General features: G+C 51.6%; 19 protein-coding genes. 14 read left to right on the plus strand and 5 right to left on the minus strand.

Features of this window, described 5'->3' with window-relative positions; genetic code table 11:
* Window positions 1-50: 50 nt before the first annotated feature.
* Window positions 51-938 (minus strand): Rossmann-like and DUF2520 domain-containing protein, encoded by an 888-nt coding sequence (locus AC6I7T_RS09800; RefSeq protein WP_497793191.1) that lies wholly within the window; start codon window positions 936-938, stop codon window positions 51-53.
* A 257-nt stretch (window positions 939-1195) separates the two neighbouring features.
* Here AC6I7T_RS09800 and AC6I7T_RS09805 point away from each other — a divergent pair, with 257 nt between their 5' ends.
* The 4 genes from AC6I7T_RS09805 to AC6I7T_RS09820 all read left to right on the plus strand — a co-directional run bounded on the left by AC6I7T_RS09805 (window position 1196) and on the right by AC6I7T_RS09820 (window position 5151).
* Entirely contained in the window at window positions 1196-1813 is a 618-nt protein-coding gene (locus AC6I7T_RS09805) for an NUDIX hydrolase (protein ID WP_497793193.1), read from the plus strand.
* 159 nt (window positions 1814-1972) lie between these two features.
* Window positions 1973-2194 carry a cold shock domain-containing protein gene (locus AC6I7T_RS09810; RefSeq protein WP_497793195.1) on the plus strand — a complete coding sequence of 74 codons (222 nt, stop codon included), beginning with the start codon at window positions 1973-1975 and terminating at the stop codon, window positions 2192-2194.
* A gap of 263 nt (window positions 2195-2457) precedes the next feature.
* A complete protein-coding gene (gene polX, locus AC6I7T_RS09815) occupies window positions 2458-4200 on the plus strand; it encodes a DNA polymerase/3'-5' exonuclease PolX (RefSeq protein ID WP_497794585.1) in 1743 nt (580 codons plus the stop codon).
* Window positions 4201-4305: 105 nt separating this feature from the next.
* Window positions 4306-5151, plus strand: coding sequence for a hypothetical protein (locus AC6I7T_RS09820; RefSeq protein ID WP_497793196.1), 846 nt, complete (start codon window positions 4306-4308; stop codon window positions 5149-5151).
* A 140-nt stretch (window positions 5152-5291) separates the two neighbouring features.
* Here the strand turns inward: AC6I7T_RS09820 and AC6I7T_RS09825 are convergent, their stop codons facing one another.
* The gene (locus AC6I7T_RS09825; protein ID WP_497793198.1) at window positions 5292-6116 is read right to left on the minus strand and encodes a hypothetical protein; all 825 of its coding nucleotides are present in this window, start codon (window positions 6114-6116) and stop codon (window positions 5292-5294) included.
* Window positions 6117-6245: 129 nt separating this feature from the next.
* Here AC6I7T_RS09825 and AC6I7T_RS09830 point away from each other — a divergent pair, with 129 nt between their 5' ends.
* From AC6I7T_RS09830 to AC6I7T_RS09850, 5 genes are all read left to right on the plus strand, one after another.
* On the plus strand, window positions 6246-7346 hold the full coding sequence (locus AC6I7T_RS09830) for an NAD(P)/FAD-dependent oxidoreductase (protein WP_497793199.1): 1101 nt from the start codon (window positions 6246-6248) through the stop codon (window positions 7344-7346).
* 208 nt (window positions 7347-7554) lie between these two features.
* The gene (locus AC6I7T_RS09835; RefSeq protein WP_497793200.1) at window positions 7555-8688 is read left to right on the plus strand and encodes a citrate synthase; all 1134 of its coding nucleotides are present in this window, start codon (window positions 7555-7557) and stop codon (window positions 8686-8688) included.
* 412 nt (window positions 8689-9100) lie between these two features.
* The gene (locus tag AC6I7T_RS09840) at window positions 9101-9613 is read left to right on the plus strand and encodes an RNA polymerase sigma factor (protein WP_497793201.1); all 513 of its coding nucleotides are present in this window, start codon (window positions 9101-9103) and stop codon (window positions 9611-9613) included.
* Window positions 9610-9885 (plus strand): hypothetical protein, encoded by a 276-nt coding sequence (locus AC6I7T_RS09845; RefSeq protein WP_497793202.1) that lies wholly within the window; start codon window positions 9610-9612, stop codon window positions 9883-9885. Before AC6I7T_RS09840 ends, AC6I7T_RS09845 begins: the two co-directional genes overlap by 4 nt.
* Before the next feature lie 75 nt (window positions 9886-9960).
* A complete protein-coding gene (locus tag AC6I7T_RS09850) occupies window positions 9961-10521 on the plus strand; it encodes a hypothetical protein (protein WP_497793204.1) in 561 nt (186 codons plus the stop codon).
* On the opposite strand, the gene AC6I7T_RS09855 is transcribed toward AC6I7T_RS09850, so the two are convergent.
* Window positions 10458-11012: a DinB family protein gene (locus AC6I7T_RS09855; protein ID WP_497793205.1), complete on the minus strand. Its 555-nt coding sequence runs from the start codon at window positions 11010-11012 to the stop codon at window positions 10458-10460. The genes AC6I7T_RS09850 and AC6I7T_RS09855 overlap by 64 nt on opposite strands.
* Window positions 11013-11318: 306 nt before the next feature.
* Here AC6I7T_RS09855 and AC6I7T_RS09860 point away from each other — a divergent pair, with 306 nt between their 5' ends.
* From AC6I7T_RS09860 to AC6I7T_RS09880, 5 genes are all read left to right on the plus strand, one after another.
* Entirely contained in the window at window positions 11319-12491 is a 1173-nt protein-coding gene (locus AC6I7T_RS09860) for a cysteine desulfurase family protein (RefSeq protein WP_497793206.1), read from the plus strand.
* Window positions 12492-12529: 38 nt separating this feature from the next.
* Complete coding sequence (gene mnmA / locus AC6I7T_RS09865) at window positions 12530-13669, plus strand: tRNA 2-thiouridine(34) synthase MnmA (protein ID WP_497793207.1); 1140 nt, start codon at window positions 12530-12532, stop codon at window positions 13667-13669.
* Window positions 13670-13854: 185 nt separating this feature from the next.
* Entirely contained in the window at window positions 13855-14007 is a 153-nt protein-coding gene (locus AC6I7T_RS09870; protein ID WP_497793208.1) for a hypothetical protein, read from the plus strand.
* Between the two features lie 926 nt (window positions 14008-14933).
* Entirely contained in the window at window positions 14934-15338 is a 405-nt protein-coding gene (locus tag AC6I7T_RS09875; RefSeq protein WP_497793209.1) for a hypothetical protein, read from the plus strand.
* 109 nt (window positions 15339-15447) lie between these two features.
* Entirely contained in the window at window positions 15448-16581 is a 1134-nt protein-coding gene (locus AC6I7T_RS09880; RefSeq protein ID WP_497793210.1) for a hypothetical protein, read from the plus strand.
* A 76-nt stretch (window positions 16582-16657) separates the two neighbouring features.
* Here the strand turns inward: AC6I7T_RS09880 and AC6I7T_RS09885 are convergent, their stop codons facing one another.
* Window positions 16658-17167 carry a hypothetical protein gene (locus tag AC6I7T_RS09885; RefSeq protein WP_497793211.1) on the minus strand — a complete coding sequence of 170 codons (510 nt, stop codon included), beginning with the start codon at window positions 17165-17167 and terminating at the stop codon, window positions 16658-16660.
* 59 nt (window positions 17168-17226) lie between these two features.
* Complete coding sequence (locus tag AC6I7T_RS09890) at window positions 17227-17613, minus strand: YtxH domain-containing protein (RefSeq protein ID WP_497793212.1); 387 nt, start codon at window positions 17611-17613, stop codon at window positions 17227-17229.
* Between the last annotated feature and the right edge of the window lie 110 nt (window positions 17614-17723).

Genomic DNA, 17723 nt, shown 5'->3' on the forward strand with positions numbered 1-17723 from the left:
ACATTCGATACAACTCAGGCAAGGATTGCAGCTACCCCCAAAGACTCCCCTTAACACAAAAAGCCCTTCGGGCCCTTCGACGAAGCAATCAGGAGTTTCTCAATCTCCCGCCGATTCCGCGAGGGCAGTTGCTCTAGGGCATACCTTGCCAGTTCACGATAAACGCGTGCAAGTGAAGGATGCTCATCCAGGGTCTGAAGATGCAAGGCAATTGTGCGGAAATCTCCCCTGGCAAACGGACCGCTAAAACTCTTTCCTGCACCGCGCGCCAAATAATTGCCAGTCGTCGCGTTAGCTATTCTGCCCACGAGCTGGCGGGCCCGGCTCCTAGAGAGCCCGGCAGAGATAGCCGCCTGTTCTGCCGCAACCACCGCTGTCAATACCAACGGCGAGGCCAAGGTTCCGGCAGCATGATAGATGGTTTTGCTCTCTGCCCGGAGAGCAAAGGAGCTTCCACCCAATCTCCGGATCAAGGCATTGAGCTCTCTCCGGACAACAGCATTCCCCGTCTCAACAGCAAAAGGAACGTCCTTCAGAGAGACGGGGCGACGCGTAGGAAAGCTCATCAGAGGGTGGACTGAAGCAATGGATGCCCCAGCCTGCTTCGCAGCGGCCAAGACCTCGGAACCGAGTGCACCGCTCGAATGCACAAGGACCTGCCCCTGAAGATTTCCACGATGGGCAACAATCTCTCCGCAAACGGTTCCGATTACACCATCCGGGACACAGAGCCAGAGAATCCGGGCATTTAACTTTGCCTTGCGGAAGGAGTCAGACACCTCCCCCTTCTTTTTCCGACGGATGATCTCGGAGATAGGAACTCCGGCACTGCGACAAGCTGCGGCCAACGACGAGCCCCAGTTTCCCAGCCCTACGATCACGACTCCAGGACGAACCTTCAAACTTGTACCAGAAGCCTGGGCAGAAGATGCTTTCATTGTAATTTCACACTATATTCTTTCGCCCGAAGATGTAAGCACTGAGCCATGCAGACCTCCTCCCGACCCATTCCAGCAAACGGGAGACTATTCCTACGGTGGTACCGTTAAAGATGCAACAGAACATTTCTGCTTTTCGCATGGCAAAAGCACACCGGAGCGTCTGCTTGCAGCTCAAGCAGCGTTCACTGGGGATTTTGAACAGATCGAAAAACAGAAATGCTCTCGTAAGATCACTTTCGACCTAAGGGAGAACAATGGCGAAACCAAAGAAGGCAACATCCGCAACCGCAAAAAAAGCAACACTGGTGAAAAAGTCGAGCAAGAAGGTAGAAGTTGTCTCGTCGAAACTTGCTTACAAGGGTCCCTTATTCAACGTCTACACCGATTACGTAAAGGAACCCGGCAAAGACTCAATGCGGCGCGACATCATTCGCCACAACGGTTCGGTTGTCATCCTTGCCGTCGACAACTCCAAGAGCAAGCGGGATCCATGGATTGTCATGGAGCGGCAGTATCGCCACGCAGCCGGTCAATATCTATGGGAACTTCCAGCCGGGAAATTGGAAGAGGGCGAAAATCACGTACTAGGAGCCAAGCGGGAACTATTGGAAGAAACCGGCTATAGCGCTCGTAAATGGTCTAAGCTCGTCCGTTACTACGCCAGCCCGGGCTTCCTCGGAGAATGGATGCAGGTCTTTCTGGCAGAAGGTCTGGTTGCAGGAGAAGCACAGCCGGAGGAAGACGAGTTTATCGATTTCCGTTTGGTCAAAATGTCGGAGATCTTACAAATGATCGACGAAGGCAAGATCATGGATGGCAAGACTTTGATCTCTGTCATGCTTTACGCAAGACAGCTTGGAGTAAGACGATAGTCTGAAATTTTTACCTAAATTTTTCATGACGAATTGCAATGTTTGCGCATAACTCTTTATTCACAGGAAAACCAATCGGCTTTGTCTTGCGTCTACGAAACAGCGGGCTTGAAAGCAGCCCGGCCTGAACGAATGCTCTGATAGGAAGGTCCAGGGCCTGTGGCTCAATATAAAGGCAAGGTGAAATGGTTCAATAACGCGAAGGGATATGGCTTTATCGGTCGTGATGACGGGCCAGATGTCTTCGTGCACTACAGCGCAATTCAACTGGAGGGCTACAAGAGCCTAAAGGAAGGCGACGAGGTTGAATTTGACATAGTTCAGGGGCAAAAGGGTCCCCAAGCGGACGCCGTCATTCGCTTGAGAGATACAGCAGCCTGAAAAACAAGCTAAGCGTACTGTAGTTTTGGCCATGAGAGATCTTCAAGGAAGGTAAAGAAGATTTGTGTGGTCTGAAACAATTAAAATGACCAAACGCTGGGTAAGGTCGCCTCTATCTGAGCGTTGCATCGATCTTTTCTGCAATGATCTTTTGAATGAAAGATCATTTCCACTCCTTCCGAGGGAGTAATCTTCAGCAAAGATCGTCTACAGTATTGAGGGAAGCGCAAGAGACCGACCCACGGTCTAGCTTCCCTTCTCTTATGGACAATCGCTCGATCGCCCAATTACTAGCCGAAACAGCCGATTTGCTGGAAATCAGCAATGGCGACCCCTTTCGTATCCGCTCCTATCGCCGGGCAGCAGAAGCCGTCGAACAATCGACAGTCCGCCTCAGCGATATCGCCGGAGACATGAAGAAGCTGCAGGAAATTCCCGGTATCGGCAAGGGAATGGCAGCAAACATCCAGGAAATCGAAAAAGCCGGAACCCTCCCCCTGAGAGAGGAGCTTCTGACGAAGTATCGCCCCTCCATGCTCGAACTGCTAAAGCTGCCGGGAATGGGCCCCAAAACCGTCGCTCTGCTCTGGGAGGCTCTGGAGATCGGCGATGTCGATCAGTTGGCTGCGGCCATAGATGCTGGCAAGCTCAATTCCCTGCCGCGTTTCGGCGCCAAGCAGATTGAAAAACTTCGCAAAGGAATTGAGGAATACCGCAAGAATACGGGACGCTTTCATCTGGACGAAGCCGAACAGGCGGCAGCACGAGTTTCGGAATACCTTCTCCGCCTCGAAGGGATCGAGCGCATCACACCGGCCGGTTCTCTTCGCCGTGGTAGAGAGACGGTTGGAGATCTCGATCTGCTGGTGACCGGTCCAGCCTGCGAAGAGTCCTGCGTAACAACTGCTGCAGAATATATGGCGGCATACCCCGGAATCGACAGCCTGATTGCCAAGGGGCAAAACAAGGTCAGCTTTCGGCTTCGCAACGGATTGCAGGTCGACGTCCGGCTTTTGCCCGAGAGTTCCTTCGGCGCCGCTCTGCAGTATTTCACCGGGTCAAAAACTCACAATGTTGCCGTAAGGCAGCGAGCGCTGAAATTTGGATACACCCTCAGCGAATACGCTTTGGCGCGCGTTGAGGACGGCTCCACGGTTGCCGCAAGGACTGAAGAAGAGATCTACAGCAAGCTGGGACTCGACTGGATTCCTCCCGAACTACGGGAAAACAACGGTGAACTGGAAGCGGCAGAACATCATCACCTGCCCCACCTGATCGAGAAGACTGACATTCGTGGCGACGTTCACATGCACACCGACGCCACAGATGGGCGAAATACAATTCGCGAGATGGCGGAGGCGGCAGCCGCACTCGGCTATCAGTACATAGCCATTACGGACCACTCAAAAAATCTTGCCATGACCAACGGCCTGGATGACCAGCGCGCACTGGAGCACGTCCGGCGAATCCGTGAGGTCAACGATGAGATGGAGGGGCGAATTCGCGTCTTCCCTGGAATCGAAGTGGACATCCTGGCTGACGGCGAGATCGATCTTTCCAATGATGTTCTGGCGCAAATGGATGTTGTTATTGCCAGCGTGCATACGCTGTTCAACCAGCCGGAAGAGCAGATGACAGATCGGGTCCTCCGCGCTCTGGAAAATCCCTACGTCCGTATCCTGGCACATCCGACAGGCCGTCTCCTGCTTCGCAGAGAAGGATTCAAGATGGACATGGAAAGAGTTCTGCGCCAGGCCTCGGCACTTGGTGTAGCCATGGAGCATAATGCCTATCCGGATCGCCTGGATCTCTGTGACCGGGATTTGCGGCTGGCAAAATCCTTAGGCTGCAGGATCGTTGTTAATACCGATTCCCACCACATTGGACATCTGGAAAAGATGAAATACGGCATCCAGCAGCTAAGGCGTGCCTGGCTGAAACCGGAAGACGTGCTGAATACACTCGACGCAGATGGCTTCCTAAGGGCATTGCGACCACGTCCATAATGCATCGAAAAGATATCGTTCTTTCCTTTGCAGTAATGGCAAAGCCAAGACTACGATGGAGAGTTTCTCCAGGCAGCACAATCCAGGCCGGAGTAAATAAGAACCGTGACACTATTCAAGTTCAACCCTCCGGGGCAAGAGCCCCCAAAAGGAACAACGGCGGATACCACTGCGCAGGCAGCAGACGCAAAGGCTCCAGCTCCGGAATCTGCTCCAGCAGCGACGGAAGCGCAGATTCAGCCGCAGGTGGAACAACAACCAGGCGCACCACAGAGCAATTTCGCTCCAGCGCCAGCACAGGCTCAAGAAATCCCCGTAAGGCCGAAACCCGCAGAGCCTCGGCCCCGACAGAAACCGACTGTCGCCAGCGAACGGATGCTTGCTGATTCCCCTGGGGGAGGAAGAAACGCCCTCATCGCGACGGTACTGGCCATGGTGCTGGTTGTAGCTGCCATTGGCTTATACGTCTACCTGGGAGAGAAACCTCCTGTTGCAGCCGGCGAAGTGACCAATATGTGGATCTACTCGGTTCACACCACGACCCGTCCTTTTTCCGGGGAAGGAGCAACGGGCCAGGCAAGCTCTTTCGACCAGGTTCTGATTGCCGCCAAAGTAAAACTGCGGAATCAGAGTAACCACCCCATTGTGCTTTGGGACATGTCATCGACGGTCAAAACCGATAGCGGGGAAACAGACGCATCGGCGGTAAGCAAAAATGATTTTCAGCGCGCTTTCGTTGCCTATCCGAAGTTGAGCCCGGCTAAAGGCACTCCTCTGATGCGCGAAACAATCCTTGAACCAGGACAGCAGATAGAAGGCATGCTGCTTACCCACTACACCATGACCAAGGACGAATGGGAAAAGAAGAGCAGCTTGAAGTTCAATATTATCTTCCGTTATCAGAAAACCCTCGTCCTGCAACCGCCACGCGAGATCGAAGTAATACAGTAACGCAGTACAAAAGCAGTGTAACGAGTACCAGAATCTCGCTGTATCCCATCAGTGCTGTTCAGCTCCATTCCAAATGTAACCTTTAGAAACACAAACCCCGTCCGAAGACGGGGTTTGTGTTTCTATTAAAGATATTCGGTTTACTGATTCTTTGGCGCTGAAAGATATCCGACTACCTGATTTTTGTTGTTGATCGAGTTCACAACGATCTCATAAAGAGCCGGAGTTTTGCCCGCATAGAACTGGATCGGCTCATTCAAAGTCTTGTCCTTCTTCTCAATCTTTTTGTCGTCCGCACTTACTTCCAGAGTGAAGCGATTGTGCTTCGAATCGGCTTTTTTCAATTCGAGACTGACGATGGAAATCGGCTGACGGGATTTCTTATTCAGAGTGAACTCAAAGTAATTCCGGTCTCCACGATGTTTCAGTAATTCCAGTTCGTCGTGATTGCGAGCAATCAAACCGCTTTGCATGCCCATATCACCGCGAACCGACTGCAGCTGAGAAAGTGCGCTCTGAGCATCGCTCTGCGCCTTTGTCACCTCGGTCTTCACTCCTCCGACATCGGTCTTGACGTTGGAAACCTCACTGGAGACAGCGCCGATCTGCTTACGATTCTCTTCAGCTGCAGCCTCAAGCCTCTTGGAATCGGTTTGCTGCTTTTGCAGCAGCGACTGAGCACGCATCTCAAACTGCTTCTGGGTGATTCCGACAGACTGCCCTAAAGCTTCAGACTCGACCTTGAGCCGGGCATTCGTCTTGTCCAGGTTTGCCGCCAGTTTCTCATTCTGAGTAACTAAATCTTGTGTCTGCTTGTCCTGCTGAGCAATACGTTGCGAAAGGTAATAGCTCCAGAGGATAGCAGCCAGCGCAGCCAAACCCACAACTACGATGGACACTATGACCGCGGGATGTGTTCCGGACCGGGAAGAGAATTCTGGCGAGTACTCGTCTTGTTCGTTCATAAATTTTGCCTTTCGTGATGAATCATGGCTGCGCCCGAGGACATGAGCATCCTACTGTACTGCAAAGGTAAATGTAGCTGAAAAATATCAGCACATTGCATTTTCCGATACGGACCTAAAATAGGCAGTATGGAAAAAACAGAAGTGATTCTCGCCGGAGCCGGCATCATCGGTCTGTCGACCGCCCTTCACCTGGCGCTCGCAGGCGTGCATGCCACTGTACTGGAACGCGGACGAGCGATGAGCGAAGCATCGGCGGCGGCGGCAGGAATGCTGGCAGCACACGATCCCGATAATCCTCCTGTTTTACAACCCATTAGCGAACTCAGCCTGCGGCTTTACCCCCGTTTCTTAGACGAAATTCAACGCCTAAGTCATCAAGAAATAAAAATGAAGACCAAGCTGACACTCCAGGGTTCGGCTCGGGGTAAGTCATTTTCCGAAGAAGAACGGAAATGTGGCCGATTGCTGAGTCCGCAAGAGGTCCAAGAACTGGTCCCGGGGCTAGTCACCACAGAACGGGACTTCCTCCTTCTTGAAGAAAATAGCCTCGATCCCCGGGAGCTCTGCTCTGCCCTGCCGAAAGCGGCAATTGCAGCCGGAGTCATGCTGCATGAAAATTTTGAAGTCACAAACATCGAGACCCTGGCAAACGGCATTCGCGTTCACTCGGACCAGGAAAGCTTTTCTGCATCGTCCTTTGTCAATTGCTGTGGAGCCTGGGCGGAAAAGCTATTGAGCAAAATTCAGAGCCCCGCTCCGGAATTCCTGGGCATCGAACCACGTAAGGGGCAAATCGTCACCCTCGCCAAACCCGAACTGGCTCAACTCTCTGTCGTCATCCGCACGCCGGAGGTCTACCTGGTTCCACGAGGGGATGGACGGATCCTGATTGGAGCTACCCTGGAGAGAGTTGGATTCAACAAGGAAGTCCGGGAAGGCACAACTCGCGCTCTGATCGAATCGGCGGAAGAGCTGTTCCCGCCAATTAAGGGTGCTCAGAGGCTTGAAAATGGCGTTTGGGCGGGATTGCGGCCGGGATCGGCCGACGGGTTGCCGCTAATGGGCCTTACCAGCCCTCGTCAATGGATCGCAACAGGGCACTTTCGCAATGGAATCCTGCTGGCACCGGCAACGGGCTACCTCATGGCCAAGCTGATTCGGGGCGAAAACTGCGAAATTCCGGTCGAAGTCTTTGGCCTGGAACGCTTTTCGCCAGCCGAGCTGTAATAATTCATTACTTCTCAATATTGTGAAGGGGAAAAAGCCATCTATTTCTCTAGATTGGCTACGACAAGTGACAACCGATAAAGCGCTGCGCTATAAAAATTGAATGTGATGTGACCTCCGATGGCGTTTTTCCCTAGTTCTACCGCCGCGGAGTCGGACACTTTTGCAGTAAGCATTCAACATCGTAAGCACCAGGAGAGTGGAACGCATGTCGACTACGGTCGCATCGAGAGGTCTGGAAGGAATTGTAGCCGCCAATTCCGGCGTTTGCTGGATTGATGGAGAAGCAGGAGTACTGGCATATCGCGGAATCGATATTCACGAGCTGGCAGCAAAGTCGACCTTTGAGGAGACCTGCTTCCTGCTGTGGAATGGGAAACTGCCGACCAAACCGGAGCTGAAGGACTTCTCGCAAGAATTAGCAGAGGCTCGTGTTCTGAATCAGGGGATTGTCGACCTGCTGAAGAGCTTCCCCACAAGCGCAACCCCTATGGAGGTACTGCGCACCGCCGTTTCGGCGCTGAGCTTCTACGACACCTACGAAAAGGCCAACAATCATGAAGCAAATTTGCGCAAAAGCTTTCATTTGACTGCGCAAATTGCAATGATTGTGGCGGTCTATGACCGAATTCGCAAGAATCTCCCCATCATCGAACCAGACAAGTCCTTAACCCATGCTGGCAATTTCCTTTGGATGCTGAATGGCGAAAAGCCTTCGGAGACGGCCACCAAGGCTCTGGACATTGCTCTGATCCTTCACGCAGACCACGAGCTAAATGCCTCGACTTTCACCGCTCGCGTAATCGCCGCAACCTTGAGCGATATTCATTCCGCTATCACCGGTGCAATCGGAGCTCTCAAGGGCCCCCTTCACGGCGGAGCCAATGAAGCCGTCATGCATATGCTCTTCGCAATCGATGCGGCTGGAGCCGACCCGGTTGAGTACGTTAAGCAAATGCTCGCGGAGAAGAAGAAGGTCATGGGCTTCGGACATCGGGTCTACCATACCGAAGATCCACGCGCGACTCACCTTCGCAAAATGTCGGAAGATCTAGGCAAATCGTCTGGAATTACGAAGTGGTTCGATATGTCGCGGAAGATCGAGCTCTACATCAATACGGAAAAGAAGCTGAATGCCAACGTTGATTTTTATTCTGCTTCCACCTACACCACACTGGGCATCGATCTCGATCTCTTTACGCCCATCTTTGCCGTTAGCCGTATTGCCGGTTGGACAGCACACGTCATTGAGCAAGTGGACGACAATCGCCTGATCCGTCCCCGTGCAGAATACCTTGGAGCTACCTACCCTGCGCCCTACATCCCAATAGAAGCGCGGTAAAACAACTTGTAAGACGTCCATAGGGGATGCCTCCAAATCTCTTGCTGAGATCTGGAGGCATCCCCTATACGCTTTATGGGAAAATTCCGCTGACAGCCAAGGTGCGTATTTCCGGAGCGTTACGTGAACCGCAGGTAGGTCAAGGTTGCGGAGTATGTTTTTGCTCGAAGGCCGGGCTGACTTTTCTTGTTTGATGACTTCTACGGCTGGTTTGCGCGGAAGCACGGTATTTGGGTAACAAGGAAGGCGAGTGATCCCGCCACAGCGAGGCAAGGGTAGCCGACAAGAATCAGGTTGCGCGCAAGCACACATCGAAGAAATATTTCTTGGGACACCGAACAGGTCGGACCTGCTGCGTCTCTGAACAAGTGAGGGCCGAAAGACGAACGATCGAGCTCAGGAAACGCTGCTGGTGCTGCGAGCCCAAGCAGGCGATGGCGAGGCGCTGGAACTCATCCTGCGACGAGCGCAGAGAGTGCTGCTCGGACATATCCGGAGAGTGACGGGAGACGAGTCCGCCCAGGATGTCCTTCAGGAGACTCTGCTCCAAGTGTGTCTGCACTTGAAGGAACTGCGAAAAGCAGAGTTTTTCCGGGCCTGGATGTATCGTATTGCAACGCGGGCAGCGTGCGCCTCTCTGCGACACTCGCGCTCGAATGATGGCCTGGATAAGGAAGTCGATGTCGAATTGCTGCCTCAGATGCGCGCTGCCTTCGACCCGGTCTTGGCAGACGAATTACAACGGATGCTAGAGCACCTTTCGCCCCCAACGCGTGCTGTCATCTCACTGCACTACTTTGAGGATCTACCAATTACTGAGGTTGCCGCAATTCTTAGCCTGTCGCCTGGGACAGTGAAGTCCCGGCTCGCATACGGGCTCCAAAATCTTAGGAGACTATTAGAACGAAACGGGGAATTACCATGACGGAGACGAACGAATCGATGCTTCGGCGGGCACTCGATGCCGCAGATCGTCGGCGCAAAGCCACTATTGCACTGACGATCGTATTCGCGGTCCTCGCTTGCTTTGTGATAATCGCAATGAATCAGGTAACGGACCTGCGAATCATGCTGATCGCGGGCTTCACAGGGATGGGGCTTCTCATTGCTGCCATCGGCTTGGCGAATATCGGGATTAACTACCGCAATACTGCGGCTGTACTAAAGGCGATCGCGCTAATGAGCGAGAAGGAGTGAGAAGCGGCGCGCACCGATTGGTCAGCGCCGTAACGATTCCCCTGAAATAGCGCCTTGCAGATCGCTCGATGCTCGATGGAACTTCCCGCCCAATCGGGAACGAAGCTACAAGAGCTTCAGCATCTGGCAGAGTTTCAGGTGGCAACAATAAAACCACATGACTATAGCGGCGGCCCAGACGTCGCACACAGCCCGGGAGTTGTAAGCAACATGCCTGGAGGGAGAGTGGAGGTCTGGGACATATCACTTCGGCTCGCATTGGCAACGGCTCTGGGTATGCATATGTCCGATGTTATAGGTGGGCCTAAATGGCTCTCTATTGACTGGAATTATAGAGATGGTTATGACATTGTCGCTATACCACCAGACAACTCCCCTGCCCGTAAACTCAAAGACCAGAGCTACGGTTGGTTAAGTGCCGAGTGGTATTGGCGGCAATATGGTTCGTATTCGATACCCCAACGAAATGCCACTCCTCTGAAGCAGAGGGATGCTTCCAAATCTCTTGCTGAGCACTGGAAGACATCCCCGGTAAGTTTTACTAAGAAGAATTTTGCCGACAGCCAAGTTGCTTATTTTCTGCTTGCGGGAGGAATAATTCCGTTCAACCGCAGATACTCAACCAGCTGTCCATAATGATCCATCATATGTGTCATGCCAATGGTGGCTGAACCGGCTCTGGTCCCACGCTCTGTCTGCTCAAAGGCATTCTGCGCTGTCATGCTGTCGATTCCCTTATGCGCTACCGCAAAGGATTCCTTCAGCGCCTGCACAATTGCAGCTTTGTTGCTCAGCTTCTTAATCGCCTCTCCGGCTGCGGGATCGGCATTAGCAGCTTTGCCGAAGAAGTAATAGTTCGACTCGGCAATATGTTTCACCATCTCGGCAAAGTTGTTCACGCCCTTGTATTCGCCTTGCGTGGGAACAAAGTTGTATTTGTCCTCAGGCATGGCATCCGCCAGGTCGACAATCTCCTTTTCGATACCACTGAGCAGCTTTCCGTAAACTTGTGCAGGAGGGACCTGGCTGCCGACAGCTGGATGGGTGGAAGATGACATCTGCGCAAACGTAAACGATGGCATGGCAAACAAGAGACACACCAGAAAAACGCGGATACTGAATCTCACGAAGTAGCCTCCTAGGGCAAATTGACAGCGCAAAAAGCCTAACAGCAAATTCAGCGAATATCCACGCGAGCCCCTAGATTCCCCTAAGTGGCTGCAATCAAAAAGCTTATTCGAAACGGAGATCCAAGTGTGTCATTTGAAAACCGGAGCTGGCCTTGGCGATTGCTTGGAATCGCATCGAATCGGGAACCTCGCTCATCCTCTTCTGTAGGGCAAACCCGGAAACATCTTAAAATGGAGGAAGAGGAGATTGAAACACAGCCGAAAGCTAATGGGTATTGACCCAAGCTGAAGCTGTTTCCCGTTATGCGGCGTGTTTACATGGATGCGAATGCCACCACTCCACTTCTGCCGGAAGTGTTGGAGGCGATGCGCCCATATCTGTTGGATCACTTTGGCAATGCCTCTTCGATTCATCAGCAGGGGCAACAGGCCAGGGCTGCCGTCGAGCATGCACGCGAGATTGTCGCAGAAATGCTGCACTGCCGTCCCGCAGAGATCGTGTTCACCAGTGGTGGTACGGAATCCGATAACATGGCGCTCTTCGGCCTGGTACAAGCAGGAGACCACGTCATCACCTCGGCAATTGAGCACCATGCAGTTTTGAACTCCGCAGAACGTCTTCGCGAACGGGGGATAGACGTAACCTTTTTAGGCGTCTCCGCGGAAGGAATTATCGATCCGGACGATGTGCGCCGGGCACTGACACAGAAGACAAAGCTGATCAGCGTCATGATGGCCAATAACGAAACCGGTGCTATCCAGCCGGTTGAGGAAATTGGGAAGATCGCTGCAGAAGCTGACGTTTATTTTCATACAGATGCAGTCCAGGCTGCGGGAAAGCTCCCTCTGGATGTGCGGAGCATTGGCTGCGATCTACTCTCGATTAGCGGGCATAAGATGCACGCTCCTCAGGGAACAGGAATCCTGTTCGTACGCCGTGGAACTCAGCTTGAGCCTCTCTTCTTCGGTGGACCCCATGAGCGGCAGCGCCGGGCAGGAACCGAAAATCTTCCCGGAATTGTCGGCTTGGGCAAGGCCGTTGAAATTGCAATGAAGAGCCTGAACGATGGCAGCCAGAAGAAAACGGTAAAGCTGAGAGACAAGCTTGAAAGCGGTATTCTGGCCGTGATCGGCGATGTCGGTATCAATGGCGGCAGGGTTCCGCGTGTTCCCAACACAACCAATCTCTGGTTCGATTATCTCGAAGGCGAAGCTCTGGTTATCGCATTAGATCTAAAGGGGTTGGCCGTCTCTGGCGGATCGGCATGCCAATCCGGGGCAACCGAGCCCTCGCATGTTTTATTGGCTATGGGATTGGGAGAAGAACGCGCACGAGCCAGCCTGCGCTTCAGCCTGATGAAGACCACCACGGAAGCCGATGTGGATTTTGCACTCGAAATCCTACCCGCTGCTGTATCCAGGCTTCGGGATATATCTCCCGTTTACGCCAAACGCGCGCTGGCTAACGCGCAATAAATCTCTGATCGGGTCGCCGAGCGACTAAGGAAAACAGTTTGCATACCGAGAACAACAAGACTATCGCCGTCGCTATGTCCGGAGGGGTGGACTCCTCCACTGTCGCGGCACTTCTGAAGGCCGAAGGTTACGAACTTATCGGCCTGACATTGCAGTTATGGAATCAGCGGCGACTGGCAGGAAAAGAGGGCATGCCGGAACAGGTTCAAGGGCGCTGCTGTTCCCTGGACGACGTCTACGACGCCCGCCGAGTGGCGGAGTCCTTGGGCGTTCCTTATTACGTTGTGAATCAGCAGGAGCGCTTCGAACGTGACGTTGTCCGTCCCTTTGTCAGCGAATACCTGGCTGGGCGGACGCCAATTCCCTGTTCCCTCTGTAATAACCACCTCAAGTTCGACCAGTTGTTGATCACGGCCCGGCAAATCGGTGCTGACAGGATTGCGACAGGCCACTATGCCCGGAATGAATACGATCCCGCTCGCGGACGTTGGATTCTGAAGCGCCCCTTGGATACGGCAAAGGATCAGACCTACTTCCTCTTTGGCCTTACTCAGGAACAGTTATCCCGTACGCTCTTCCCTCTGGGGACCTATACCAAGCCGCAGGTGCGGGAAATGGCAAGGGAACATGGCTTAGCACTGGCTTCAAAACCGGATTCCCAAGAAATCTGTTTTATCCCGGGTGGCGATTACAAGAAGTTTATCGATGCTTATCTGGAAGAACAGGAAGAAACATTACCGGACACAAAGGGTGAGTTAGTGAATACATCCGGAGAGGTTCTCGGAATCCACGAAGGGATTCATAACTTCACCATCGGACAAAGGAAGGGCTTGGGAATCTCATCTCCTAATCCGCTGTATGTCATTCAAATTAATAGTACTTCTCACGCAGTTACAGTAGGCAGTGAACCAGACCTGCTTAGCCCGGAACTCCACGCCCAGCAACTGAATTGGATTTCGATCCCGAGGCTGGAGGCCCCAATGCGGGTAACAGTTAAGATCCGCCATCGCCACGAACCGGCAGCAGCCACGATAGAAATGGTTGATACGGATACGGTTAGAGCAGTCTTTGATCACCCCCAGAGAGCAGTTACTCCTGGTCAATCGGCTGTTTTTTATGACGGGGATGAAGTGGTGGGCGGTGGCTGGATTTGCATGGCTAAAACAATAAGTCGTTGATTCTACAGTATTCAGATACTGGCAAGGTGTAAATAATTGATGTAACTATTTTTAGCGTTTCGAGAGTAAACTTTGCCAAAGATGGAACCTCTGTAGATCAAAAGGTACGATTGTGTCTTTAACACCACGCATAAGAAAAGCTACTCTCCAGATATCGCGCGTCTACGCGCCCAAGGAGATTTTCTATGCGCAACACACTTCGCAATGCAGCGATCATCGCCACCTTAACCTTTGCAATGACGTCATCCGCGTTTGCTTGGCCAACAGGTACCGATCCAAAACCCACGAGTCAAGCAATGATGTTCGCCATTCAGACTGTTCTCTCACTATTTGTCTAGCAGTCGAACCAATTTCACGTCAGAGCAACAGTGCATTGATTCTGGAGCTGAGCAAGAATGCATCTGCTCGTTAATAATGTTCTCTGGGCGATGGGGTTTATCGGCCACATCGCCTTGTTTTATATCCTGATTTTTCGCAAAAGGGCCCTAAACTTTCCGATTTTCACGGCGTCAATTGCATTTCTGATACTCAGAACTATCTCTCTGTTCCTGGTCCGTACATTCATGTCCAAGCATGCTTATTTCATAGCATTCTGGGCAGGAGCAATTCCCGACTATCTTTTGCAACTGGGCATACTGTACGAAATCGCGAGAAATGCATTATTCCCGGAGAGGCGACGGCCTCCAATCCAGTCATTTTGGATACTAGGTTTCCTTATTCTGTGCTCTATTGCTGTCACCATTATTGTGGCAAGTAACATGAACCATGGAGCTCCCAATTGGATTGAGAACCTGATCGAAACGACGAATCTGGCCTTTTCGGTCTTGAGATGTATGCTTTTTGCGAGCATCTCGGTCTTCTCAGGTCTACTGGGGATCACATGGAAGAACCATATTCAAAGAATCGCTACCGGGTTAGCCATATACTCTTTAATTGATTTAGTTGTAGATTATGAATATAGTGTGTACCATGCTGACTGGATAATTTATTATCACAGTATTGCTTATCTTTTTTCCCTAACTTATTGGATCTGCACGTTGTCTTTACCCGAGCCGGAACGAAGGCCACTCGCGCCCCAAGTTGAAGCATTGGTCTATAGAGTCCACCGGGCTGTCACTCTCGACAGGAAACTTCTAGAGGACTTTAGGGATCGCAAATGATCTGGCCACATATTGCAGTGCTACTTGCCTCACTGTTCTTGGCAGCAATGGGTTATTGGAGGCGCAGGCAAAGTAAACGCCTTACCTCGTGGGAATCCATCACCATGTCGATACGCTCTAATGCAGAGATTGAACGTGTCGTTGATCGTTTTGGTTGGAAAACAGAGTTAAAAGCCGGTAGCAACGAAATCTGGGATTGTATTGGCGGTCCCGCTGGCTTGGCCAACATATATCACAATGCCGGGATTTACGCGAAGCTTGCCGACTATGTCCTGCAGCATACCTCAACCATCCCCAAGACCATTATTGAAGAGATCTATACAGAAGCTGCCCAGGTAAGGCTTCTTGTTATTTTTGCTCTGGCCAATTATCTCCTCCTTCGCACTACGTCTTCTCACGTAAACGCTTATCGTGCGGTACAGCTTTACAGTGAAATGGCCAAGCACCTTACGGTGGTATTTCAGGAGAGGTGCCCTGCTCTCTTTCCCAAACTGATGGAAGTACTGTAAGCAACTTCATCAGCAGGAAAGATTCAGAAGAGAACAACCTCTCATTTGCAACTCCGCCGCTAATAGGCAGGCTCCGGCTGGAAGCTCTACCACTAGAGGGAATAATTAGATGCAGCACACATTTATCGATAACGCGATATGGGTGTTGGCCTTTTCGGGTGAGTTACTATTACTCTTTACTCTTATTTTTTATCGCTACGTCAAATCATTCCCTTTCTTTACCTTGCTAATGGCATACGAAATCGTGCGTGATGTAGTGTTGTTTCCAATCTATAGTTACTGTTCACCGCATACTTATTTCATTGCCTACTGGTCGTCGGCGGTTCTAGATTATTCACTGCAGTTTTGCTTCCTCTATGAAATTACAAGAAACCTCTTCTCTCCAGACAAGAAAGACCTACCAAGATGGACGTGGAAGAGGCTCTGTATTGTGGGAGTTCTATCCACTTTACTAACCTTACTTATTCTCTCGACGGTAAAGTTTAGCGCTCCCCAATGGACTAACAATCTCGTTGATGCAATCGACTTCACACTCACAGTTTTGCGTACATTGCTCTTCATAGGCATCGTCGCAGTATCAGGAATACTTCAAACGCCTTGGAAGACCTCAGTACAGAAGGTCATAACTGGCCTGGCGATATTTTCCATCATCGATTTGGTTGCTACCTACAATTACGCGATTTATCACACACTCTGGATAAATTATTACCAGCGAGCTGCATATCTACTCTCTCTCGGATACTGGATATGCACCCTCATCTCATGGCCTCAAATTTTAGTAATAATGGTGGCTCTGCTCCTGGCAGCAATTGGACAAGCGCAGAAAGTTAGTAGGAAACGCTTCAATTCCTGGGAGACACTAGCATCCTCCGTTCGTGTCTGCAGTGTCCTCCATTCGGAAACCGAAGGCCGGAGTGGTTACGTAGAAATTGATAAAATAAAGTTAAGAGATTTGCTGCACATCTATCACAACGCAGGTCTCTATGCTAAGCTCGCCGATTTTGCCAGTCAGCACACATCTTCGATTTCACCCGAAATCATCGAAGAGCTCTATACAGAGGCCACCCAAGTAAGATTATTGCTCTTATCGGCAATTGCCAGCCGCCTGGCCCACCGTATTGTCTCCTGCAAACTCAATACGGTCCGCGCTCTCAAGATCTATGAAGAGCTGATCGAACGCATCACAGCTGTCTTTGAAGAGAATTGCCCCACTCTCGTGCCCAGGTGGACTGAGATCCTATAAACACAATATGGCTCCCCAAACACGAACAGGCATCCCCTGTTGAGGGATGCCCGTTCGGATAAGCCGTTCGCTCTAGTTAAACGAAGAGATCTTTATCTTCGGGAGCATGAGATTTCCGCTCTTTGGAAAACAAGGTGTCCAGTCCCGCCCGGAGTCCGTTAAATACTCCCGAAATCTGACGAGCCGGTACTGAAACCACCTGCTGCACCACATTTGCGGCATGGTTCACACCATCCAGAGCCCCAGTAACCATGCTATTGATGCGCTCACTCTGCAAGCGGGTCTTGTCAACGATGCTCCCCACTGCGGAGTTGATATTTTCTGCCTGAGTCCGGAGTTCTTCCGAAGCAATGGTCAGATTTCCTACGGCTTCTTTAATTCTGGGGGCAACATCCTCCAGAAGATGCCGGGTAGAGATAAGAAGCGGTAATACCTGCGTCTTCATCTCTTCCGAAAGAGCATCGGCACGCCGCCATGCCTTGAGGCCTACAATAAGCATCCCCAGGAGAACCATGGCTTGCAGAAGAACGCCAAACGCAGTAACCGCAATAAAGATCTCAAGAAGTGTTGTTGGTTGAAATTGCATCGTTCTCTAACTCTCAGCCTGGTTTGGCGCTCTAATCCGGTTAAAGTGCTAGGTGATCATTAAGGGCGATCGTTGGCAGTGGAGCGATACGCCTGGCGTCCGGCATCGACGGCCGCTGTAACTTTATCACTCTGTTCGTTTACGAAATCCTTTCCTTTCGAAACGAACTCATCCCACTGTGCGCGGCCTTGATCGACATAAGTTTTGCCACGATCAATATACTCGCTCACCTGGGCCTTACTACGGTCAACCAGCACGCCTACCTGCTCTGCTGCCTCTTTGGAGCGAGCGCGAAGGTATTCTGTGCCTTCTCGTGCGCCTGCGGCTATGTCCTCTCGTGTTTCGCGTCCGCTTTTCGGCGCGTAAAGGACTCCGAGGAGAGCCCCCAAGCCCAGACCGGCTACGAACCAACCCAAACTGCTGCTACCTTGTTTTTCTGTCGCCATAATTTGGTTTCTCCTTGCTCCCGGAGACTCAATTCGAATCCAGGATAGTAACAAAACGGAACTTCCGGGGCAAATTCGTGTCTCTCCAGTTGATGCCCGAATTACCGGAG

It is taken from the genome of Humiphilus diazotrophicus, from assembly GCF_059726315.1.